This window comes from Staphylococcus massiliensis, assembly GCF_043186315.1.
GTDB classification, from domain to species: Bacteria; Bacillota; Bacilli; order Staphylococcales; family Staphylococcaceae; genus Staphylococcus; species Staphylococcus massiliensis.
On sequence record NZ_CP171119.1, the window covers coordinates 1388420 to 1411981 of the forward strand.

Sequence of the window (23562 nt, forward strand, 5' to 3'; positions counted from 1 at the left end):
GAATTCTCCTCCAATAATGAATTAATTTAAGTTTACCACAATCACGTTTAGATACTAAATCAGAAGGAGCGACAGTTATGGAGATTCGTAATGAAACAACGATAGCACGTATTAAAATTTTAACCGAATTACATGGTGCACCTAACTTTGAAGATAAAGTTAGAGCTTATTTAAAGAAAGAAATGGAACCGTATGTAGATGAATTTGTAGATAACCGTATGGGTGGCTTCTTCGGTGTGAAAAAGTCCAATAAGCCTAGTGCGAAACGTGTCATGATCGCAGCTCATATGGATGAAATTGGCTTTATGGTCACTGAAATTACGAAAGAAGGCCTACTTAAGTTTACGAACTTAGGTGGTGTTGCGAATGATATATGGCAAGGTCAACGTCTGCGTGTACGTACGCGAGATGATAAGGAGCTTACTGGTGTTGTTTCAAACATTCCTAAGCACTATCGTACTGGAAAGGAAGGGGCACCTGCAATTTCAGATTTAATGCTTGATATAGGTTGTGCTAGCCCAGAAGAGGTACGTGAGATGGGTGTAGAAATCGGTGACTCGATTGTACCTGATACGACGTTTAAACAATTGACCGAGCATCGCTACCTCGCAAAGGCTTGGGATAACCGCTATGGTTGTGTACTTGCATTAGAAATCTTAGATTTATTAAAGGATGTCGACTTAGACGTAGACCTTTACGTAGGCGCTAATGTTCAAGAAGAACTAGGATTGAGAGGCGCGCGTGCTTCTAGTGAACTAATCGATCCAGATGTATCATTTGTGGTTGATTGTTCGCCTGCAAATGATATGAAAGGTAAAAGTGGACTTTCTGGCGCGCTAGGAGAGGGGACTTTAATCCGTATTAAAGATGGAACAATGATGCTTAAACCAGAGTTCCGTGACTATTTACTTGATATCGCAAACAACGAAAATATTCCGCATCAGTATTATATGTCACCAGGTGGTACAGACGGCGGAGAAATTCATAAATCTAATATTGGTGTCCCAACAGCTGTAATAGGTGTATGTGCACGTTACATTCATAGTACAGATGCTTTATTTGATTTAAGAGATTACTTTGCTGCGAGACAACTCTTGCAACATGCCATTTTAAACTTAAATGATGATACAATTAAAACATTACAATATGGAAAGTAGGAAAAAGTATGAAAGCTTTAGAATCAGAACAACAATTTGAAACGTTAAAAAATGAACAAACGGTATTTATGTTCACGGCAGGATGGTGTCCAGATTGTCGTGTTATCGAACCTGAACTTCCAAATTTAGAAAGCAAATACCCGGAATATAATTTTATTTCAGTCGATCGCGATCAGTTCATTGATTTAGCAGTTGAGCATGATATCATGGGAATCCCTAGCTTTTTACTTTTCAAAGATGGAAAGCTACAAGGGAGCTACATTGGTAAGGAACGTAAATCCATTGAACAAATTGATGCATTTATGCAAAAGTACGTGTGATTAAAGGCATGACTTAGTGTTTAATCACATTTAAACGAAGTTTGAATTAATTTATTCGAGAAATTGGTTTATAATTATTAATATTGATAATATTTCATAAAAAATACCCTTAGGAATTATGTTTTTTTCTAGTCCTAAGGGTATAATTATTGTAAACTAAAATAAGGCATGGAATAGTAGGAGTGTTAATTATGAATGTCTTTTCAATGCGCGATATGTTAAAGGAAAGATTAAATCACTTAGATGTTAACTTTTCTTATAATAGAGATGAAGAAAGCTTAAGAATTGCAAGAACAGACAACAATAAAGGTGTAACTGTAAAACTCACACCGATTGTTGCTAAATATAAAGAACAAAAAGATCAAATTGTTGACGAAATTGTTTATTATGTAGAAGAAACCATTTATCAAATGTGTGATCATGCATTAAATAAGCTCGCAGGTAATGATGTTAAATTAATGCCTGTTATTCGTGCAGCGAGCTTTGATACGAAGACTAAAGAGGGCATTCCTTTCGTTACCGACGAACATACTGCAGAGACGCGAATTTACTATGCAGTTGATTTAGGTAAATCATATAAGTTATTAGATGAAGACATGCTAAAATCTTTAAATGTAACGAAACAACAAGTTAAGGAAATGGCGCTCTTTAATGTACGTAAACTTGAAAATGCGTACAAAACAGATGAAGTAAAAGGTAATTTATTCTATTTTATTAATACTAATGACGGTTATGATGCAAGCCGTATCACGAATACGTTATTCTTAAATGAATTTGAAGCGCAGTGTGAAGGTGAAATGCTTGTAGCAGTGCCACACCAAGATGTACTTATTGTTGCAGATATTCGCAATAATACAGGTTATGACGTGATGGCTCACTTAACAATGGAATTCTTCACAAAAGGCTTAGTACCGATTACAAGTCTGTCATTTGGCTATCAAAAAGGCCACTTAGAGCCTATCTTTATACTTGGTAAAAATAACAAGCAAAAACGTAATCCTGAAGTGATTAAACGTTTAGAAGAAAATCGTAAAAAATTTGAAAATGAAGATAAATAAGGAGTTATTTAAATGAATATTTTCTACAATAAAGAAGCGGTTGGAGACGTCTTATTTCTACAAATTGAACCTGTAGAAGGTCCTTTTGACTATGAGAAAAAGGGCAATGTTGTAAAAATTACTAAAGATAACGACGTAGTAGGCTTTAATATTTTTGACGCTTCAAACACGATGACGATTGAAGGCAATGGTCATATTAAAGTGACGAGCGATTTAGTTGATGCTAGCCGTAAAGCCATTAAAGATGCTGGGTTTGACTACGAGCTTGATGTTGATTTATCACCTAAATTCGTCGTGGGTTATGTCATGGAAAAGGACAAACATCCAAACGCGGATAAATTAAGTGTCTTAAAAATTGATGTTGAAACTGAGCAGTTACAGATCGTATGTGGCGCACCTAACGTTGACCAAGGTCAAAAGGTCGTTATCGCAAAAGTAGGCGCAGTGATGCCAAGCGGTATGGTGATCAAAGAGGCTGAACTTAGAGGTGTACCTTCATACGGTATGGTTTGTTCAATGAAAGAATTAGATCTACCTAATGCACCTAAAGAAAAAGGAATCATGGTACTTTCTGACGACTACACTGTAGGACAACCATTTTTTGAAGAATAAAGAAAGGTAGTGTATATATGAATTGGTTTGATAAGTTATTTGGAGAAGATGACAATTCAAATGAACCATCGCCTAATCGCCGTCGTAAAATGAGACGTCAATCACAACATGATCACACACTACTTCCTCAACATAATGATGTGTACCAACGTCCAAAAGGGAAGTTTCGCTTCCCTGTAGAGATGAAAGAACTTGAAAAGAAACAACAAGAACCAGAAACGTTTAAACCAAAGCAAGATGAACGTGCACCAAGACAACAACAGTTTGAGAAACCATCTTTTCAAAGACGAGATGAAATTAACAGTCGTCGAAACAGAAGACGCGATAAGGTTGATTCTAATCAGCAGAAGCATGAAACTACTGAAACGTACGTACCTAGCAATGATAAGAAGACTTCAAAGCCTCAAACTAAAGAGCGCTATAAGTCACAACGTTATACACCTCAACCATCATCACCAATTGCGCCATATGGTACATCAAGTAAGCAGAAAAAATATTCTCAGCCTGTAAAAGCAAACTTTCATGAAAGAGAGTTTAAGGCGAGTGAAGTACCTTCAGCAATCTTCGGTACGAAGACGCGTCGAGAATTTATCAATTCAGGATTAAATCGACCTAAGTACCAACATGATGATGAAGAACAAGATACGATGACGAACCAATCTCAAAATCATGAACCTTCAAAGGAATCAACTACTAAGCGTGAACACACGTCGCAATCAGCAGAGAACGTAGAACAGAAGTCATCGAAACCAAATAATACAATCAATATCGATAACATTTATGCTTCTCAAATTGTTGCTGAAATTAGACGTGAGCGCGAGAAAAAAGTGCAACAAAAGCGTCGCTATAAAGCTCAACTTGAAGAGAAGCGTCAACAAAATAAAGATTCTGATGATGCGATTCAGCGTGCTATTGATGAAATGCATCGCGCACAAGCAAAGCGTTATTTAGGTGAATCATCTGATGACTATGAACCTTTAGAGTCAGTTGAAATTGACAACGAAGATTCAGATGGTAAGGATCAAGTGAATGCTTCAGACTCTGAAGCATTAGACCTAAATGATACATATACGTATCAAGAAATTGATCTTGATGCGGATGTTTCAGAATCAACTCATGAAGCTGACAGCGAAGAAACGAAACATGATACTACTTACGCTCATTCTAGTGAAGAAGCGGAAACAATTCCTAATAAGGAAGTTACTGAGGAAACGGACAATGAAACGATTACGTATCAGGACGTGAATCAAGAAGAAGGTCAAACACAACTAGATGATGAGACTCAAAGTGAAGCTGGTTTAGAACATGCGTCTTCTCATAATGATACATTGTCAGATGACGATGAAGCTGAAAGCGATCGTGAAGCGAGCACTGAGACGCCTGAAGAACACGATTCTAATCAAACTCAAGAAAGTCACTTTAATGAGGCAGAAGCGTCTCACGATGATACGTTATCCGATGTTCAAATGATGTATGAACAGTCGGCGGACTCAAGACCAGAGGTTTCTTCTGAGGATTACGACGAAGCAGACGACACTGAAAATTTACCAGAGTATGAATCTGAGTCAGAGTCTGAGGTTAATGTAACGCCACCTCCAGCTTCAGATGCATCTGATTTACAAGGTGCGACGGTACCAGTAGAAGATGAGACTCAATTATTCAAAGACGACAACTTTGAGCCTACGACTGAAAGTAATATTACGGTTCCTACTTCAGATATCAATGAAGCTGATGAATCTGAATCAAGTGACCAAGATTCTGATAGTGATGATGCAGTAGATGAGATGAATGAGGGTCAGTCGGCTACTCAAACTGACGCTTCAGATCAAGATGATGATAGCAATGCGCATGACGACTCAAATCATGGTGTGGATCAAGAGATTGTTGAATCTCAAGGTACTCATTCAAGTTATGATGTTTCATCTCACACTTCTGAAAAGCCAATTAAAGATACGCAAGTGAATGAAGGCGAAACGTCTGAAGCAGAAGGGCAATCACAACAAGAAACAAAAACTGCACAAAATGTTCAAAATAATGCCTTTAAGACACCAATTCGTAAAGGCAGCAAGCCATTTAACGTTGTGATGACACCATCTGATAAAAAACGCATGATGGATCGAAAGAAAGCACAACAACAAATGGTTCCGCCTTTAAAACCTGAAGGTCAAAAATTTGATTCATCGCATGATACTTCTAAAGAAAAAGCGCCTTCACAACAAACGTCTGAAGCCAAATCAGAACAAGCGTCAGAAGCGCAAGCATCGCAACAACCGAGCGATAATCATATCACCCAAGCTCAGGAAGGGCAGCCCGTAGCTCATTCACAAGAACCAAATGATGTGACACAACCTCAATCAAATCATCAAGATGCTCAATCAGGTATGAACCACGCTGTAGCTCAAACCGAGCAACAAGCAACTAAACCCGCAGATGAAAAACGTACCATTCGAAGCGGTCCTAACTTGAAGCTACCTGAGATGAAACTCTTAGATGAACCTGAAGTTCAAGAAGTTGATGAATCATTTATCGATGAGAAGAAGACAGAATTAAACGAAGCATTTTACTACTTTAATGTACCTGCAGAGGTCGTTAATGTTGTAAGAGGGCCTAGTGTTACTCGATTTGAGTTATCTGTTGAAAAAGGTGTCAAGGTATCTCGTATAACAGCCTTACAAGATGATATTAAAATGGCACTTGCAGCTAAAGACATCAGAATCGAAGCACCAATTCCTGGTACAAGCTTAGTTGGTATTGAGGTACCAAACCAAACACCTACAAAGGTAAATCTTAAATCTATCGTAGATGACGATAAATTTAAGAAAGCTGAATCTAAGCTAACTGTCGCGATGGGTAACCGTATTAATAATGATCCGTTATTAATGGATATTCAGAAGACACCACATGCATTAATCGCAGGTGCAACGGGTAGTGGTAAATCAGTATGTATTAATAGTATTTTAGTTTCGTTATTATACCGTAACCACCCTGAAGAGTTACGCTTATTATTAATTGATCCTAAGATGGTTGAATTAGCGCCATATAATGACCTACCACATCTTATTTCACCTGTTATCACAGATGTGAAAGCAGCTACACAAAGTTTAAAATGGGCTGTAGATGAAATGGAACGTCGTTATAAATTATTTGCACATTATCACGTGCGTAACATTACGGCTTTCAATAAAAAAGCAAAATATGAGGATCGATTACCGAAAATTGTTATCGTTATAGATGAACTTGCTGATTTAATGATGATGGCACCACAAGACGTAGAGCAATCCATTGCACGTATAGCGCAGAAAGCCAGAGCTTGTGGTATCCACATGTTAGTCGCAACACAAAGACCGTCTGTTAATGTTATAACTGGTCTGATTAAAGCTAACATTCCAACACGAATCGCATTTATGGTTTCATCAAGCGTTGACTCAAGAACTATCCTTGATAGTGGTGGCGCTGAGCGCTTACTTGGTTATGGTGACATGTTATATCTAGGAAATGGCATGAATAAACCTATTCGTGTTCAAGGTACATTTGTATCAGATGATGAAATAGACCGTGTCGTTGACTATATTAAGCAACAACGTAAGCCTAATTATGAATTTGAAGAGAAAGAACTACTTAAGAAGACACATGAACAACCTAAGGATGAATTGTTCAATGAAGTGTGTCGCTTTATGGTTCAGGAAAATAACATTTCAACTTCATTAATTCAGCGACAATTCCAAATTGGGTACAATCGTGCTGCACGAATTGTGAGTCAATTAGAACAATTAGGATACATTTCAGGTCAAAACGGTTCTAAGCCTAGAGAGGTTTATATATCTGAGTCTGATTTAGAAGAAATTTAATCGTAATATTTAGAGAGGAAGTGTTGTCATGACAAAGTATCATTTTGTTGGGATAAAAGGTGCAGGTATGAGCTCATTAGCTCAAATCGTTCATGATTTAGGGCACGAGGTCCAAGGGTCTGACATAGAACAATTCGTATTTACTGAGGTAGCATTAGAAAATAAAGGTATTTCAATCCTTCCTTTCGATAAATCAAACATCAAAGAAGATTTTATTATAGTTCAAGGTAATGCGTTTAAAGATACCCATGAAGAGATAGAAAGAGCGAATGAATTAGGATTAGAAGTTAAACGTTACCATGACTTTTTAAGTGAAGTCATTAACCAATATACATCAGTTGCGGTTACTGGAGCGCACGGTAAGACATCAACTACAGGTTTACTGTCACACGTAATGAATGGTGATAAGAAGACATCATTCTTAATCGGTGATGGTACTGGTATGGGCATTCCTGCTAGCGATTATTTCGCATTTGAAGCATGTGAATACCGTCGCCATTTCTTAAGTTATCATCCAGACTATGCGATTATGACGAATATCGACTTTGATCACCCTGATTATTTCAAAGACATCGATGACGTTGTAAGTGCGTTCCAATCAATGGTGCATAATGTAAAGAAAGCGATTATTGCTTGGGGTGGCGACCCATACTTAACTCAGCTTGAAGCTGATATTCCAGTATATTATTACGGCTTTAGCAAAGATTATGACGTATACGCCGAGAACGTTGAAGTCTCTGAAAAAGGCACGTCGTTCGATGTATATGTTAAAGGTGAATACTACGATCACTTCGTATCACCTCAATATGGTGATCACAACATCTTAAACGCCTTATCCGTTATTACAATTTGCTATCTTGAAAAGCTTAACGTTGAAAATATTAAAGAAGCACTTCTAACATTTGGTGGGGTTAAACGTCGTTTTAACGAAACAGTTGTAGAAAATCAAGTATTAGTTGACGATTATGCTCACCATCCACGTGAAATTAGTGCTACAATTGAGACAGCACGAAAAAAATATCCAAACAAGGAAGTTGTTGCAGTATTTCAACCGCATACTTTTTCAAGAACTAAGGCATTTTTAGATGAATTTGGGGAATGTTTAAGTATGGCAGATCACACATACTTATGTGAAATCTTCGGTTCGATTCGAGAAAATCAAGGTGATTTAACTATCCAAGATTTATTGGATCGCATCGATGGATCTACCTTAATCGATGAAAATACTGTAAACGTTTTACATAAACATGATAATGCAGTCATTCTATTTATGGGTGCTGGTGATATTCAAAAAGTATTAAAAGCGTACATAAATGAACTTGACACAATTAAAGAGTTTTAACATGTTTATAAATAAGCGTTTTGGGTATTAATAAAAAATAAATAACATTTATTTATTTAATAGCTTATAGGAGGCGTTTTTTAATGGAGTGGATTTTACCAATAGCTGGTATTATTGCTGCAATCGCATTCTTAATCTTATGTATTGGAATCGTTGCAATCTTAATGTCAGTTAAGAAGACTTTAGACAATGTGGCAAAAACTTTAGACGGTGTTGAAGGTCAGGTTCAAGGTATCACTCGTGAATCTACTGATTTATTACACAAAGCTAACCGTTTAACAGAAGACATCCAAGACAAATCAAACCGTTTAAATTCAGTTGTAGATGCAGTTAAATCAATTGGTGATTCTGTACAAAACCTTAACGGTTCAGTTGACCGTGTTACGCATTCAATTACACACAACATTTCACAAAACGAAGACAAGATTTCTCAAGTTATTCAATGGTCAAATGTTGCTATGGAAATTGCTGACAAATGGCAAAACAGAAGCCAACGCAAAGCTGGTTATAGAACAAACAATGTAGCTAATGAACAAAACGTTAACAACAGTAACTTCAACTCAGCTTCAAACAACACAGTTAACTCTAACCACGTAAACACTGATAACCATGAAAATGATTACTCAGGTGGTAACTATAACTCAGAAGATACATTAACAAACAACCAAGATTTAAACAGAACTTTAAATCGTAAATAAGGTTTAATATAACAACAAAAGCGCACTTAAATAAGTTTCTACCTTATTTAAGTGCCTTATTTGTAGGAGGGTATTTTCAATGGAAAATTATAATCGTGATTTATACACACATGGTTTAGAAACGTATGAAGTACCTCAGGAATATGACGAGAATAATAACGGCATCGACTTTGTATTCGGATTTGTAACAGGCGCTATCTTAGGTTCAGCTTTAGGATTAATTCTTGGGCCAATGGCTGGTAAGAAACAAAAAGTTAAAAACATTGATAAAGATAAAGTTAATTACACAAACTCAACGAAACAAGAGTCTATGTCACTTAAAGCGAAAGCTAAAGCAAAAGCTGACCGCTTAAAAGCACAAGCTCGTGACATGAAAGACAACAAAACTAAGTCTTCTTCAGATGACGTTTCAGGTAGTGAAATCGCTGCTCAAAAACGTGCTATCCAATCTGAAGTCGATCAAGATGATTTATCTGCTCCAACTGCTAACGACTTCAACACAGTTACACGCACAAATGATGTTGATTCAACTTCTTCAAATGACCGTGTATCAAACGTTGAAAAAGAAGCATATAAAGGTAAACATGGTGAAAACACTGCAGGTACTAATTCACGCGAAGTATCAAGTGAAGGTGTAGCTAAGGCTGCAGAATCAAACAACTTAACGCAACAAGGTACTGCAGGTTCAAACACGCGTGAAGTATCAAGTGAAGGTGTAGCTAAGGCTGCAGAATCAAACAACTTAACACAACAAGGTACTGCAGGTTCAAATACGCGTGAAGTATCAAGTGAAGGTGTAGCTAAAGCAGCTGATTCTAACAACCCTACACAAGATAAAACAGCTGGTAAAAATACGAAAGCTGTTTCAGCTTCTGGCTTAGCGGCAGCTAGTCAATCTAGTGCAGTTGAAAACAAAACTGAACCAAGCCGTAAAAACAAAGAAGCACAAACCGTTGAAAGAACAGTAACTGTTGAAGAAAAACGTGTAGATGATAATAACAATGCTACGCGTGTTGAAAAAGGTATAACTACTAATGAACGCCCAGATCAATCTACTTCATCAAACGATACTATTACTAAAGGTTCTGTAAAAAAAGAAGAAGTAGAAAAAATTGATAAAGGCTTACCTAAGAATGAAAAAGTTAAGTCTAAAAGTAAAGTAGAAAAACATACTTTTAATGACTAATAATTAAGTTTTAGAACGAGCTATAGCATAACCAAGTAGGTTATGTTATAGCTTTTTTATTGCGATTAAAGCGTCGAGAATTTGAATAATCGAGTATGAAGTGTGATGTTAACTTACATATCTTTAACGTGTTATAATAAGGCTTTCGATATAGTAGTGCTTTTCAAAATGCGCAAAATTAAAAAAATTCGTATTCAAATAAAATATGATATATAATTAAATTAATCGCTTATTTACGGATGGCTTTTAAAAAAGTTGAAATGTCGAACAAGCGTATAATTCAATTGATAGATTTTTCTGAAAATTTAAGGTTAAGTCCTTGATAAATTAAATCTATACTGGTAAAATACCGAATAATCACTTTTATTTTAACCCTTTAAAGTGTAACAATCGATTTAAAATAATAGCTTAGAGGTGAATCATTATGACAAACAAACTCGAAACATTCCGTGCTGAAATTGAAGATATTAATGAACAGATATTAGAATTATTAACTAAACGAGGTGAGCTCGCTCAAAAAATTGGCGAGGAAAAACGTAAACAGGGTACTGTAATTTATGATCCTGAACGCGAAAAAAATATGATTAATGCGTTATTAGACAAAAACGAAGGTCCGTTTAACGATAATGTGATTAAACAATTATTTAAAGAAATATTTAAAGCCTCTACAGATCTTCAAAAATCTGAAAATGAAAAGCACTTATATGTTTCTAGAAAACTTAAGCCAGAAGATACAATAGTTAAATTTGATAACGGTGGCATCATTGGTGATGGTAACAAGTCATTTGTATTTGGTCCTTGCTCAGTTGAATCACAAGAGCAAGTGGATAAAGTAGCTGAAAACCTTAAAGCGAAAGGTGAAACATTTATCCGCGGTGGTGCTTTCAAACCACGTACGTCACCTTATGATTTCCAAGGTTTAGGCGAAGAAGGGCTTAAAATACTTAAGAACGTAAAAGATAAATACGGTTTAAACGTAGTAAGTGAGATTGTAAATCCAGCCGATTTTGAATTAGCAGATCAATATTTAGATGTCTTCCAAATTGGTGCACGTAATATGCAAAACTTCGAATTACTTAAAGAAGCTGGTCGCACGAATAAACCAATTTTATTAAAACGCGGTATGTCAGCTACGATTGAAGAATTTATCTTTGCTGCTGAATACATTGCCTCTCAAGGTAACCAAAACATCATTCTATGTGAGCGTGGTATCCGCACTTATGAAAAAGCAACACGTAATACATTAGACATTTCAGCAGTACCTATCTTAAAGCAAGGAACACACTTACCGGTACTCGTTGATGTCACGCATAGTACGGGTCGTAAAGACATCATGTTACCTACAGCAAAAGCTGCCTTAGCAGTTGGGGCTGACGGTGTTATGGCTGAAGTACATCCTGATCCATCTGTTGCTTTAAGTGACAGTGGTCAACAAATGGATTTAAATGAATTTGATAAGTTCTACGATGAATTAAATCCTTTAGCTCAAATGTATAATGAGAAAAAGTTAAAGTAGATTTTAATCAAAATTTAAAAGTAGACAATATATAAGTATTTTAATATAATGATTAGGCACAGGTAATCTATAAAATACACGCACAACACATTCTAATAGGTCACTGTGTAAGGGTGAGATAACGTTTATCTATTCGTAGGTAAGCTGTTATCTCATTTTTTAGTTTTCTTAGTAGACAAGGTGACCTTCATATTTTGCCTATATGCTTAAAAGGGCTTTTCCTGAATATGTAAAAATGTTTGAAAAATCGACATTCATTCACAAATTATTCAAAATTAATCGTTTTTAATTAAATTTGAGATTAAACTTATTTCTTTCTTTATTCATCTGTGTTAAACTTTGAAAGCATTATGAAAACGTTATATAATAAATAATAAAGCGTTTACAAGGAGGAAGAAGATGTCAGTAACGATATATGATGTTGCGAGAGAAGCCCGTGTTTCTATGGCAACTGTTTCTCGTGTCGTAAACGGTAATCAAAATGTTAAACCTGAAACGAGAGATAAAGTTAACGAAGTTATTCAACGTTTAAGTTACACACCGAATGCTGTGGCACGAGGTCTAGCAAGTAAACGAACGACAACTGTAGGGGTTATCATACCAGATATTTCAAACGTTTACTATTCTCAACTCGCACGTGGACTCGAAGATATTGCGACAATGTACAAATATCATACGATCATTTCCAATTCAGATAATGATTCAGAAAAAGAGAAAGAAATCTTTAATAATTTACTTAGTAAACAAGTTGATGGCATCATCTTTTTAGGTGGTACTTTAACCACTGAAATTAAATCTTTAATTGATCAATCTTCAGTACCTGTTGTGGTATCAGGAACAGATGGCAAGGATGACGATATTGCTTCTGTAAATATTGATTTCACTGAAGCGTCGAAAGAAATTGCGCGTCATCTCATTGAAAAGGGCGCAAAGCGCTTTGGTTTTGTCGGCGGTGGCTATTCTAAAAAGGCTGAGACCGATGCTTTTCAAGGCTTGAAAGAAGTGCTTAATGAAAACGGCATTAAATTTGATGATGAATTAAGATTTGTAGGTAATGAAACTTATAAAGATGGTAAAGAAGCGTACGATGCGCTAAAAGGTCACAACCCTGACGCTATATTATGTATCAGTGATGAACAAGCGATAGGTATTGTTCATAGCGCGATTGATGATGGCGTTGATTTACCTTCAGACCTTCAAGTCATCAGCTTTAATAATACACGTCTTGTAGAAATGGTTCGACCTAAGTTATCTACAGTTGTTCAACCGTTATATGACATTGGTGCGGTTGGCATGCGCTTACTCACTAAATTTATGAACAATGAAACCATTGAAGATCAAAATGTTGTATTACCACATCGAATCGAATACCGTGAAACAACGAAGTCATAAATAAAAGTCTAATCCGCTATGTTGCGGGTTAGACTTTTTTAATTATACAAACCAACTATTAATCGTTGATGCTGTCTTACGGTTCTTTTCAGAGATGATATGCTTTCTCGGAATCTCATGGTAATCTAAACGCTCATCTTCCCAAACAGTAGGCATGTCGGTCTTACAATAATGGTGCCACTTGTGCACCCATCTTGGTGGTAACAAGCCATGCTGGATAGGTTCATCGATTAAACTTAAGAAAACGTGACTCCAAGCTCGTGGTACGACACGCCAAATATTATAACCGCCACCACCGAACATGATAACTTTACCATCTGTATAGGTATCAGCGAGTTCTTTAATGACGTATGGAATATGGTATAACGTATCTAACGTGCAGTGGAGATGCGTAAGTGGGTCTGAGTAATGAATATCAGAACCATGAACGCTTAAAATTATATCAGGTTTAAACGACGCAGCAACGTTATGTAACGTACTCTTAAATACTTCCATAAATGACTCATCTTCGGTATAAGGTTCGAGTGGTAGGTTAATAGAATAACCAAACCCTTTATCTTTACCACGTTCCGTATAGTGACCTGAACCAGGGAATAAGAACTTACCTGTTTCATGAATCGAGTAATTGAGTACTTTTTCGTCTGTATAGAAAGACCACTGCGTGCCATCGCCATGATGGGCATCCGTATCAATCACAAGCACGCGTTGACTAAATTTCGTTTCTAAATATTTCGCCGCAACAGCAATATCGTTATAAATACAGAACCCGTTCGCACGTCCGGGAAGGCTATGATGTAAGCCACCACCTAAGTGACAACCATTTTTAATTTCTCCATTCATGATCGCATCGACCAAACTTAAGGCGCCTCCTACAATGCGTGCACTGTGTTCATGCATATCTTTAAATTGCGACGTATCATCCGAACCAAGGCCATATTTTTCCGCCTCGTCAAATGCGAGAATACCCCTAGAACCTCGTTTGATAGCTTCAATATAATCATATTTATGAATCAATGCGAGTTCATCATCCGTTGCGATACGAGGCGTGATAATATGTGATGTATTTAAATGTCCAGTTTCAAGTAACAATTCAGTTGTGAGTTTTAATCGCATTTGATTAAACGGATGCTTATCATGAAAGCGATATTGGAGTAACGACGTCGCGTAGACATATCCTGTTTTATTTATTGTTAAATTTCGATCCATCCCGTTTGCCCCCTTTAGAAGAAAAAGCGATTCATAAATCTCACGTTATCGAATGCGTTCATCTGTTTTAAATCTATATTTTTACCAATACGTGCCATCAAGCAGTTCGCAGAATGACTGGTAATTTCTGGGTCATCTGTTGAAAAGACCTCAAGCCCACCTTTAAACATCAGCTTCTGCATCAGTTCCTTGTACTGAAAGACATTGAGGCCAGTGTTTTTAAGGTCCCAGTGCCAATAATACTCTGTCGTGATAATAATATAGTCTTCGATTTCTTTTGTAGATGTGCTAAGTCGAATGAGTTCACCACCAAGTCCTAAGTGTCTATAAGGCAGACTTAATTCAATAGCACCGAGTTCGATTAAATACGGTAAATTACCGTTTGACCATCGCTCTAGCGGATCAGGGTAGTGGTACGTTACATAACCAACGATATGCATATCTTTACGAATCACATAGATGCGACCTTCGGGTAAATCAGCGATTTCTAATAAAGCTTGAAATTGGTCGATTGGAATTCTGAATGCGTCTAACCCTTCATCAAAAGTCATGTCAGAAAGTTGACCGCTTGTAAGTGGACCTTCAATCACAAACGTACCTTCATCGAATTCGTAGGTTTCTTTTATGAAAGTTTTAATGTGATCCATTAGGGATGTCACTCCTTTCTATAAACATTTATTAATTAAATTATATAGTAAAAAAGGCCAAATTTCATGCATAGTTATCAGAATTATTTATTTATTTTGAATATTTCAAAAGATTTAGATATAATGATGATATGAAAGAAGCGATTTCTTTTTCAAACAAGGGGGACTCAAAATGAAAGTAGAAGTTTATAAAGGGGAACAAGGAAATTTTAACTTAAAAGATTATCAAGAAACGTATCAAAACTTCGATTGGAAAGAAGTTGAGCAGGCCTTTTCATGGAGCGAAACAGGTAAAATGAACATGGCCTATGAATGTATTGATCGCCATGTCGATAATGGTAAAGGGGACAAAATTGCTTTAAATTATAAAGATAATGAACGTACGGAAAGTTATACATTTGAAGAATTAAAATTAAAATCAAACCAAGCTGCAAATGTGCTTAAGGATAAAGCGAATGTCGAAAAAGGGGATCGCGTGTTTATCTTTATGCCTAGAACACCAGAATTATACTTCGCATTCTTTGGTATCTTAAAAATTGGTGCGATTGTTGGACCGTTATTTGAAGCTTTCATGGAGAAAGCAGTAGGTGACCGACTTGAAAATAGTGATGCGAAGGTGATTGTAACGACGAATGACCTACTTCCACGTATTCCTAAAGATAAATTACCTAACTTAGAAACAATTGTAGTCGTTGATGATGAAGTTGATAGTGAATACGTTGACTTCAATCAAGCGTTAGAGAACGCTAGCGACCATTCGAAATTGAATGGTTAGACCGTGAAGATGGCTTAATCTTACACTATACGTCAGGTTCAACAGGTCAACCTAAAGGTGTGCTACATGTTCAAGAAGCGATGCTTGTACACTATATTTCGGGTAAGTATGTGCTTGATTTACAAGAGGATGACGTATATTGGTGTACGGCTGACCCAGGTTGGGTAACTGGTACGTCATACGGTATCTTCGCGCCATGGTTAAATGGGGTTACAAACTGTATCGCAGGTGGACGTTTCTCACCTGAAGCTTGGTATAAGATGATTGAAACGTTTAACGTTACGATTTGGTATACGGCGCCTACTGCACTCAGAATGTTAATGAGTGCTGGTGATGATGTGGTTGATAAGTATGATTTATCAACTTTAAGAAGTATTCTATCAGTTGGTGAACCATTAAACCCTGAAGTTATTAAATGGTCTAAGAAAGTATTTGATAAGCGCGTTTTAGATACATGGTGGATGACGGAAACTGGTGGTCATATGATTGTAAACTATCCATCTATGGACGTGAAGTTAGGTTCAATGGGTAAACCTCTACCAGGTATTGAAGCGGCAATTATCGACGACCAAGGTAAAGTGTTACCACCTAATCGAATGGGTAACTTAGCGATCAAAAAAGGTTGGCCGTCTATGATGCGTAAAATTTGGAAGAACCCTGAAAAATACGATTCATACTTTATTGGTGACTGGTATATCTCAGGAGACTCAGCGTATCAAGATGAGGATGGGTACTTCTGGTTCCAAGGTCGTGTGGATGATGTCATCATGACTGCTGGTGAACGTGTAGGACCTTTCGAAGTTGAATCTAAACTCGTTGAACATGAAGCTGTAGCTGAAGCGGGTGTTATTGGTAAGCCTGTGGTGAAATTATTAAAGCGTTCGTTGGTTTAAGACAAGGTTATGAGCCGTCTGATGAGTTAAAAGAAGACATTCGTAAGTTTGTTAAAGAAGGTTTAGCTGCGCATGCGGCACCACGTGAAATTGAGTTTAAAGATAAATTACCTAAGACGCGTTCTGGTAAGATTATGCGTCGTGTACTTAAGGCTTGGGAGCTTGATTTACCAACAGGTGACTTAAGTACAATGGAAGATTAAAAATTTTAAATGGCTTTTCAATAATAGGAGTCTGGGACATAATACTACAATTCTCATAAACAGCATGCTTTCCTGGGGCATGGCCGGAGCCTGTAGTCTCCGGTCTCATGCTATTCCCCTAGGAGTCAGCTGTTTAGAGAATTGTATGAAATAAAGCTTTAATGCTCTATTTCACAACTTATGTCTCAGCCTCTTATTTTATGTAATGTTATTGAAAGGGCTTTTCAAAGAGGGGGGACCAGTGGCAAAATAGGTTCACGCGTGAAGTATGGTAAAGAATGTCAAAAATTTGGCAAAATATTAGACTCGGTATCATGCGCCGCATCCATTTAAATCGACATTAGAAACGTGGTTCGTTATGATAGAGATAGCACGAAATATATCAATAATGAAGTTGAATGCGCTTACAGATAAGTCGCAAACACTAAAACAAATAAGGGGTTGAAAGACTTGAGTCATTTATCAGATTTAGAAATTGCTAATCAATCTACATTAAAACCAATTGCTGAGATTGCTGAAAACGTGGGTATTCCTGAGGATGCCTTAGAATTATATGGTAAATATAAAGCTAAAATTGATATTAACCAAGTAAAAGAAGCCGATCAAAAAGGTAAAGTGGTATTAGTTACAGCAATGAGTCCAACGCCAGCTGGTGAAGGTAAATCTACTGTAACAGTTGGTTTATCAGATGCATTTAACCAACTTAAAAAGAATGTAATGGTGGCATTACGTGAACCAGCACTAGGACCTATCTTTGGTATTAAAGGTGGCGCTACTGGTGGTGGCTATGCTCAAGTATTACCAATGGAGGATATTAACCTTCACTTCAACGGAGACTTCCATGCAATTACAACAGCGAATAACGCATTATCAGCGTTTATCGATAACCATATTCACCAAGGTAATGAATTAGGTATTGACCAACGTCGTATTGAATGGAAACGTGTATTAGATATGAACGACCGTGCGTTACGTAGCGTTGTTGTAGGATTAGGTGGTCCAACTAAAGGGGTACCACGTGAAGATGGATTTAATATTACAGTAGCATCAGAAATCATGGCGATTTTATGCTTATGTACTGGTATTAAAGACCTTAAAGAAAGTATTTCTAAAATCACGATTGGTTATACACGTGATAAGAAACCTGTTACAGTTAAAGACCTTAAAGTCGAAGGTGCTTTAGCAATGATCTTAAAAGATGCTGTGAAGCCTAACTTAGTACAATCTATTGAAGGTACACCTGCACTTGTACACGGTGGTCCTTTCGCGAACATTGCACATGGTTGTAACTCAATTATGGCAACTGAAACAGCACGTAACTTAGCTGATATCGTTGTTACTGAAGCTGGTTTCGGTTCAGACTTAGGTGCAGAGAAGTTCTTAAACATCAAATCTCGTAAAGCTGACTTTGAACCAGACGCAGTTGTATTAGTTGCGACAATCCGTGCGTTAAAAATGCATGGCGGCGTAGCTAAAGATAACTTAAAAGAAGAAAACGTAGAAGCCTTAAAACAAGGTATTGAAAACTTAGAACGTCACGTTGATAATATTAATAAATTTGGCGTTGAACCTGTTATCGCATTAAACGCATTCGTACACGATACTGACGCTGAAGTTGAAGCATTACAAGCTTGGGCTAAAGAAAAAGGCGTGCGCCTTGCTTTAACTGAAGTTTGGGAAAAAGGCGGCAAAGGCGGTATCGAGCTTGCTGAGAACGTACTTGAAGTTATCGAACAACCTAAAGAATTCAAACGTTTATACGATTTAGATATGCCTATCGAAGAAAAAATCGAAAAAATCGTTAAAGAAATTTATGGTGGTTCTAAAGTTTCTTTCACTTCAAAAGCCCAAAAACAATTAAAACAATTTAAAGAAAATGGTTGGGACAATTACCCAGTATGTATGGCGAAAACGCAATATTCATTCAGTGATGATGCGACTCAACTAGGTGCACCAAAAGACTTTGAAATCACTATCCGTGAATTAGAAGCTAAAACAGGTGCAGGCTTTATCGTAGCGTTAACTGGCGCTATCATGACGATGCCTGGCTTACCTAAGAAACCGGCTGCATTAAATATGGATGTAACGGATGACGGTAAAGCTGAAGGTTTATTCTAATAAATAAAGGTATGAGCGGGTTTTTGAAACTCGCGAGGCTTAACTTTTGTGAGTTGGGCCGTGCTATATTGACATAAATGTAGCCCCGAATGGTTGGTTTGCGCAACCATTTGGGGCTATTTTTGGCTCTACGTCAAATTCGGTTGGTAAAACCGTAGACGAATGATTTGCTTTTCGCTTTCCTGTGGCGCTCGTTGGGAGCTAAAGCTTCGCTTGGATCTCCCTTACTCACAGAGCCACGGGAGTCTTCAAGCAATCATTCTACACCTATGCTACTTCATGCATAGGTGTTTTTCTTTGTCTAAGTTTATATAAGCGTGACATGAGTAATATTCTGTCTCTAAAGTTTGCGTAATTTCTATAACCATAAGCATTTCTTTTAAGTAATTTTATTTTATTATTTATGCCTTCAATCGGACCGTTAGTTATCATAGGGTGATTTAAAGTATTACATATGAAGGGTAAATACTTCATAAATGATCGCAGTACTCTCATTAAACCTTCTGAAATGTGGTTTTGACGAGATTTATACAGTACTGATCGAAATAAATCAATATCATTATGCTTCAATGCCAGTATTAATTCTTGTCCTATCTCGTAAGTGTTATTGAGCGTATTATCGTTAGATAATAAGTACGAAACGATGTCTTTTTCAGTAATTAAAGTTTTGAATAATCGATGATATTTATAGTTTATAGCGTTAAGATTTAACTTAGGTTTTAAAAGTAGTTTCCAATACCGTTTATATTTATTGTAAAGTGGGCGCCTATTACGTCTAGCTTGATTCATGACTTTAACTCGGGTACGGTTAATCTCACGATTAATTGCCTGAACGATATGAAATCTATCAATAATAACTAAAGCATTAGGGAAAACATCTGATATTAGATCCATGTATGGTTCATACATATCTATACATACTGTCTTAACGCGCTTTCTTGCGTAAAGATCAAACTTCATGAAGTAGTTTTTGAGGTTAAACTTTCTTCTATCACTGACAATGTCAATAATTTGATGAGAAGTACTGTCACAATAGATGAAACTCATTGAAGCATCAACATTTTTAACGCTTTTGAACTCATCCATCATAATGTGCTCAGGCAAATGCGAACCTACTTTATGTCTAATTTCATCAACGGTTTGTTTAATGATTCGAACCACCGTAGGTGATGATACACAACAAGATTCGGCAACAGATTTAATGGAACGTACTTCTCTAACTTTGTCAGCTATAAACATTTTCAAGTTGTTAGATAAGCAACAATACTTATCTACTATAGATGTTTCAGCTACAAAAGTTCGATTACAATTGTGACACAAATAGCGTTGCTTCTTTAATTCTAGTAGACATGGAAACCCACTTAGGCGTGGTAATTTAACATTAATTACTCGAAATCCATGCTTTATAATAGTGCGTTGATGATTAGTGATACCACAGTGTTGACACTTATCAGCTTTGGAAGAGAGAACCCCATAAAGCATTATATAGATTCTTCCTTTTATTTCTTTTTCATCAGTCTTTTCCTCGATGACTAAATTTGGTTCTTTCAATCTTAAGAGTTCTGTTATAAAATTATTCACAGGCGCATTATCTCCTTTTTGTTAGTTTGGTCACTTACAATTATAGAGATAAATGCGCTCTTTTAGTACAAAAAATAATTCGGCTAATGACCTCGAATGAGGTCACCAACCGAATTTATTATAGAGCCCTATTTTTGTGATGTGGAGGTGTGGTCGTATAGTGGGAGGGCATATTGGTTAATTCAGTGGCTAAAAGGTCAGTTTAACGAATTGCGCTTTCAATGTCGTAAGCCATAGCTGCTTCGTACTCTGCTTTAGTAATGAGCTTTTCAACACGCATACGTTTCAGCACATAATGTTGGCGATAAATACCCATCTTAATAGCGCTCTTTGGCTTATATGAACCATCTTCTAAATACGGCGTATAGAAATAAGGACTCTGAAGTAAACCAACGAGATACGCGGATTCAGCTAAATTGATATATTGAGATGACTTACCAAAGATACCATACGCTGCGGCTGAAATACCTGTAATATGTGCGCCATTTGTATCACGTCCGAACGGTACAATATTCAAATATGTGAACATGATTTCATCCTTAGAAAAGAGCTTTTCAGTGCGGAGCGCAAGTGTAATCTCTTGAGCCTTACGATTATACGTTTGTTCATTTGTTAAAAGTTGGTTCTTAACAAGTTGCTGCGTAATCGTGCTGCCACCGGTTCCATATTGTAAGTTAAATATGTCTTGATACATCGCGCGTAAAATGGCCTTTGGTAAAATGCCGTTATGACGGTAGAAGTCTGAATCCTCCGAAGCGGTTAAGGCTTTCGGTACGTATGGACTAACGTTTTCGGGCCCTGCGATAACTGTACTATCGGCTTCGTTGTATGCCTCAATTAGTGTGCGATGCTTTAAATCAAGCTTATGATGATCAGGAATATTTAAAATGTGTGTCTTCAGTTCTTGGTCACTCACGGGTTGTGATGTTGAAATTAAGCTTACAAAGTAACCAATGCCGATACCGAAGCTTAGTGAAAGAATCAAACATAGGCCGACTGTTGAATAGAAGACAACACGTTTAATGATATTGTAGATGCGTTCGAAGGTTTTGATAAATTGAGACCATGATAGTTTCGTGTTCATATGCTTCCTCCAATAATAATTGTAGTATATCACACAATTTTATAAGTGCGTGAGTAGTTAAAAAATGATATTTGACAAGTGATATAGGCTTTTCTATAATTAAAGCAAATCTTCATATTTTAGGATTGAAGGAGAAGTAGTTATATCGTTTGAATTTAAGAGAGTTAGTGGTGCTGAGAACTAATATTCAATGTATAGCGAATACACCTTTTTATAAAGGATCCTACGTTTTAATTGGTGAACGTTTCATCAATAGAGTTTAGAGTATGGTGGTACCGTGCACATTTGCGCCCTTACGTATGTAAGTGGTGATATCATACATAAATCGCACCCTTACATGAGTAAGCGGTGCTTTTTTTATTTTAATAGGAGGGAAAATCATGGCAAATCAACTTATTGAAGAACTTAAATGGAGAGGTTTAATTTACCAACAAACAGATGAAGCTGGTATTGAAGAACTTTTAAATAAGGAACAAGTAACACTTTATTGTGGTGCGGATCCAACGGCAGATAGTCTACACATCGGTCACTTATTACCTTTCTTAACGTTACGTCGTTTCCAAGAGTTTGGTCATCGTCCAATCGTGTTAGTCGGTGGAGCAACAGGAATGATCGGAGACCCGTCTGGTAAATCTGAAGAGCGTCAACTTCAAACTGAAGCTCAAGTTGAAGCGAATGTTAAAGGTATTCAAAATCAAATGCATAAATTGTTCGACTTTGAAGGTAACGAAGGCGCTGTACTTGTAGACAATAAAGATTGGTTAGGCGAAATTTCGTTAATTTCATTCTTACGTGACTATGGTAAACATGTTGGCGTGAACTATATGTTAGGTAAGGATTCCATTCAAACTCGTTTAGAACATGGTATTTCTTATACAGAATTTACGTACACAATTTTACAAGCGATTGACTTTGGTTTCTTAAACCAAAATTACAATTGTAAAGTGCAGGTAGGTGGTTCTGATCAATGGGGTAATATTACGAGTGGTATTGAACTAATGCGCAGAATGTATGGTCAAACAGAAGCGTATGGTTTAACGATTCCACTTGTTACGAAAGCTGACGGTAAGAAGTTTGGTAAATCAGAATCAGGCGCTGTTTGGTTAGATGAAACGAAAACAAGCCCTTATGAGTTCTATCAATTCTGGATCAATACGAGCGATGAAGATGTAATCAAGTTCCTTAAATACTTCACATTCCTTAAAGAAGATGAAATCGCTGAGCTTGAGCAATCTGTTAAAGATGAGCCTCATTTAAGAAAAGCCCAAAAAGCTTTAGCTGAAAAAGTGACGTCATTTATTCATGGTGAACAAGCATTAGAAGAAGCAAAGCGTATTTCACAAGCTTTATTTAGTGGTGATTTAAAATCATTAACGGCTGAAGAAATTAAAGCTGGCTTTAAAGATGTACCTCAAGTTGAACTAGATGCGAATACAACGAACTTAGTTGAAGCAATCGTAGAAACTAAAATTTCTTCTTCTAAACGTCAAGCACGTGAAGATATCCAAAACGGTGCGATTTACATTAACGGTGAACGTGTTCAGGAATTAAAATATGATTTATCTGATGAAGATAAATATGAAGGTAGCTTTACGATTATTCGTCGCGGTAAGAAGAAATACTTTATGGTGAATTATAAGTAATTGTTGGTTAGTGCAATGTGAGAGGTTCAAACAGGCATTGTATGTGGTTAGCGTCGGAATGAAAGGACGAAACCGACGTAAAATGAGAATAGCGTCGGAATGAAAGGACGAAACCGATGCTAAAGTCGAATAGCGTCGGAATGAAAGACTGAAACCGACGCAAAACCTGAATAGCGTCGGAATGGAAGATTGAAACCGATGCTAAACCCGAATAGCGTCGGAATGAAAGACTGAAACCGACTCTATACTACATTACAATTAGCACCATAACTTTCTACGTTAA

At 36.8% G+C, this 23562-nt stretch carries 15 protein-coding genes and 2 pseudogenes; 13 read left to right on the forward strand and 4 right to left on the reverse strand.

The window, feature by feature from the left end:
• Positions 1-77: 77 nt before the first annotated feature.
• The 10 genes and pseudogenes from ACF3N8_RS06815 to ccpA all read left to right on the forward strand — a co-directional run bounded on the left by ACF3N8_RS06815 (position 78) and on the right by ccpA (position 13129).
• The gene (locus ACF3N8_RS06815; protein ID WP_238101834.1) at positions 78-1157 is read left to right on the forward strand and encodes a M42 family metallopeptidase; all 1080 of its coding nucleotides are present in this window, start codon (positions 78-80) and stop codon (positions 1155-1157) included.
• An 8-nt stretch (positions 1158-1165) separates the two neighbouring features.
• A complete protein-coding gene (locus ACF3N8_RS06820; RefSeq protein WP_009381968.1) occupies positions 1166-1477 on the forward strand; it encodes a thioredoxin family protein in 312 nt (103 codons plus the stop codon).
• 191 nt (positions 1478-1668) lie between these two features.
• The gene (locus ACF3N8_RS06825) at positions 1669-2535 is read left to right on the forward strand and encodes a DUF1444 domain-containing protein (protein WP_392449775.1); all 867 of its coding nucleotides are present in this window, start codon (positions 1669-1671) and stop codon (positions 2533-2535) included.
• A 12-nt stretch (positions 2536-2547) separates the two neighbouring features.
• Positions 2548-3147 (forward strand): YtpR family tRNA-binding protein, encoded by a 600-nt coding sequence (gene ytpR, locus ACF3N8_RS06830; RefSeq protein ID WP_009381966.1) that lies wholly within the window; start codon positions 2548-2550, stop codon positions 3145-3147.
• A 17-nt stretch (positions 3148-3164) separates the two neighbouring features.
• Positions 3165-6995 (forward strand): DNA translocase FtsK, encoded by a 3831-nt coding sequence (locus tag ACF3N8_RS06835; protein ID WP_392449776.1) that lies wholly within the window; start codon positions 3165-3167, stop codon positions 6993-6995.
• Positions 6996-7023: 28 nt separating this feature from the next.
• Positions 7024-8337 (forward strand): UDP-N-acetylmuramate--L-alanine ligase, encoded by a 1314-nt coding sequence (gene murC / locus ACF3N8_RS06840; RefSeq protein ID WP_238093303.1) that lies wholly within the window; start codon positions 7024-7026, stop codon positions 8335-8337.
• A gap of 83 nt (positions 8338-8420) precedes the next feature.
• Positions 8421-8876: pseudogene (locus tag ACF3N8_RS06845) on the forward strand (DUF948 domain-containing protein); the annotation flags it as partial.
• Between the two features lie 238 nt (positions 8877-9114).
• The gene (locus ACF3N8_RS06850) at positions 9115-10221 is read left to right on the forward strand and encodes a hypothetical protein (protein ID WP_009381962.1); all 1107 of its coding nucleotides are present in this window, start codon (positions 9115-9117) and stop codon (positions 10219-10221) included.
• A 424-nt stretch (positions 10222-10645) separates the two neighbouring features.
• The gene (locus tag ACF3N8_RS06855) at positions 10646-11737 is read left to right on the forward strand and encodes a bifunctional 3-deoxy-7-phosphoheptulonate synthase/chorismate mutase (protein WP_009381961.1); all 1092 of its coding nucleotides are present in this window, start codon (positions 10646-10648) and stop codon (positions 11735-11737) included.
• 399 nt (positions 11738-12136) lie between these two features.
• Positions 12137-13129 (forward strand): catabolite control protein A, encoded by a 993-nt coding sequence (gene ccpA, locus ACF3N8_RS06860; protein ID WP_238100975.1) that lies wholly within the window; start codon positions 12137-12139, stop codon positions 13127-13129.
• Positions 13130-13171: 42 nt separating this feature from the next.
• On the opposite strand, the gene ACF3N8_RS06865 is transcribed toward ccpA, so the two are convergent.
• Both ACF3N8_RS06865 and ACF3N8_RS06870 read right to left on the reverse strand, forming a co-directional pair.
• Positions 13172-14335 (reverse strand): acetoin utilization protein AcuC, encoded by a 1164-nt coding sequence (locus ACF3N8_RS06865; RefSeq protein ID WP_009381959.1) that lies wholly within the window; start codon positions 14333-14335, stop codon positions 13172-13174.
• Positions 14336-14349: 14 nt separating this feature from the next.
• On the reverse strand, positions 14350-14982 hold the full coding sequence (locus ACF3N8_RS06870; RefSeq protein WP_392449777.1) for an N-acetyltransferase: 633 nt from the start codon (positions 14980-14982) through the stop codon (positions 14350-14352).
• Between the two features lie 172 nt (positions 14983-15154).
• Here ACF3N8_RS06870 and acsA point away from each other — a divergent pair.
• Both acsA and ACF3N8_RS06880 read left to right on the forward strand, forming a co-directional pair.
• Positions 15155-16853 (forward strand): annotated as a pseudogene (gene acsA, locus ACF3N8_RS06875) (acetate--CoA ligase).
• A gap of 450 nt (positions 16854-17303) precedes the next feature.
• Positions 17304-18971 carry a formate--tetrahydrofolate ligase gene (locus ACF3N8_RS06880; protein ID WP_238100977.1) on the forward strand — a complete coding sequence of 556 codons (1668 nt, stop codon included), beginning with the start codon at positions 17304-17306 and terminating at the stop codon, positions 18969-18971.
• Positions 18972-19238: 267 nt separating this feature from the next.
• Here the strand turns inward: ACF3N8_RS06880 and ACF3N8_RS06885 are convergent, their stop codons facing one another.
• Complete coding sequence (locus ACF3N8_RS06885; protein ID WP_009385730.1) at positions 19239-20552, reverse strand: ISL3 family transposase; 1314 nt, start codon at positions 20550-20552, stop codon at positions 19239-19241.
• Between the two features lie 202 nt (positions 20553-20754).
• Positions 20755-21636, reverse strand: a complete 882-nt coding sequence (locus ACF3N8_RS06890; RefSeq protein WP_017176454.1) for a transglycosylase domain-containing protein — start codon at positions 21634-21636, stop codon at positions 20755-20757.
• Positions 21637-22016: 380 nt separating this feature from the next.
• Here ACF3N8_RS06890 and tyrS point away from each other — a divergent pair, with 380 nt between their 5' ends.
• Positions 22017-23279, forward strand: a complete 1263-nt coding sequence (gene tyrS / locus ACF3N8_RS06895; protein ID WP_009381955.1) for a tyrosine--tRNA ligase — start codon at positions 22017-22019, stop codon at positions 23277-23279.
• The last annotated feature ends 283 nt before the right edge of the window (positions 23280-23562 follow it).

What these genes read in the sequence shown, in the direction of transcription:
- ccpA (WP_238100975.1), top strand. Translation starts at nt 12,137, where the DNA reads ATGTCAGTAACGATATATGATGTTGCGAGAGAAGCCCGTGTTTCTATG.
- ACF3N8_RS06890 (WP_017176454.1), bottom strand. Translation starts at nt 21,636, where the DNA reads ATGAACACGAAACTATCATGGTCTCAATTTATCAAAACCTTCGAACGC.
- murC (WP_238093303.1), top strand. Translation starts at nt 7,024, where the DNA reads ATGACAAAGTATCATTTTGTTGGGATAAAAGGTGCAGGTATGAGCTCA.
- ACF3N8_RS06815 (WP_238101834.1), top strand. Translation starts at nt 78, where the DNA reads ATGGAGATTCGTAATGAAACAACGATAGCACGTATTAAAATTTTAACC.
- ACF3N8_RS06835 (WP_392449776.1), top strand. Translation starts at nt 3,165, where the DNA reads ATGAATTGGTTTGATAAGTTATTTGGAGAAGATGACAATTCAAATGAA.
- ACF3N8_RS06825 (WP_392449775.1), top strand. Translation starts at nt 1,669, where the DNA reads ATGAATGTCTTTTCAATGCGCGATATGTTAAAGGAAAGATTAAATCAC.
- ACF3N8_RS06865 (WP_009381959.1), bottom strand. Translation starts at nt 14,335, where the DNA reads ATGGATCGAAATTTAACAATAAATAAAACAGGATATGTCTACGCGACG.
- ACF3N8_RS06870 (WP_392449777.1), bottom strand. Translation starts at nt 14,982, where the DNA reads ATGGATCACATTAAAACTTTCATAAAAGAAACCTACGAATTCGATGAA.
- ytpR (WP_009381966.1), top strand. Translation starts at nt 2,548, where the DNA reads ATGAATATTTTCTACAATAAAGAAGCGGTTGGAGACGTCTTATTTCTA.
- ACF3N8_RS06820 (WP_009381968.1), top strand. Translation starts at nt 1,166, where the DNA reads ATGAAAGCTTTAGAATCAGAACAACAATTTGAAACGTTAAAAAATGAA.
- ACF3N8_RS06850 (WP_009381962.1), top strand. Translation starts at nt 9,115, where the DNA reads ATGGAAAATTATAATCGTGATTTATACACACATGGTTTAGAAACGTAT.
- ACF3N8_RS06855 (WP_009381961.1), top strand. Translation starts at nt 10,646, where the DNA reads ATGACAAACAAACTCGAAACATTCCGTGCTGAAATTGAAGATATTAAT.
- tyrS (WP_009381955.1), top strand. Translation starts at nt 22,017, where the DNA reads ATGGCAAATCAACTTATTGAAGAACTTAAATGGAGAGGTTTAATTTAC.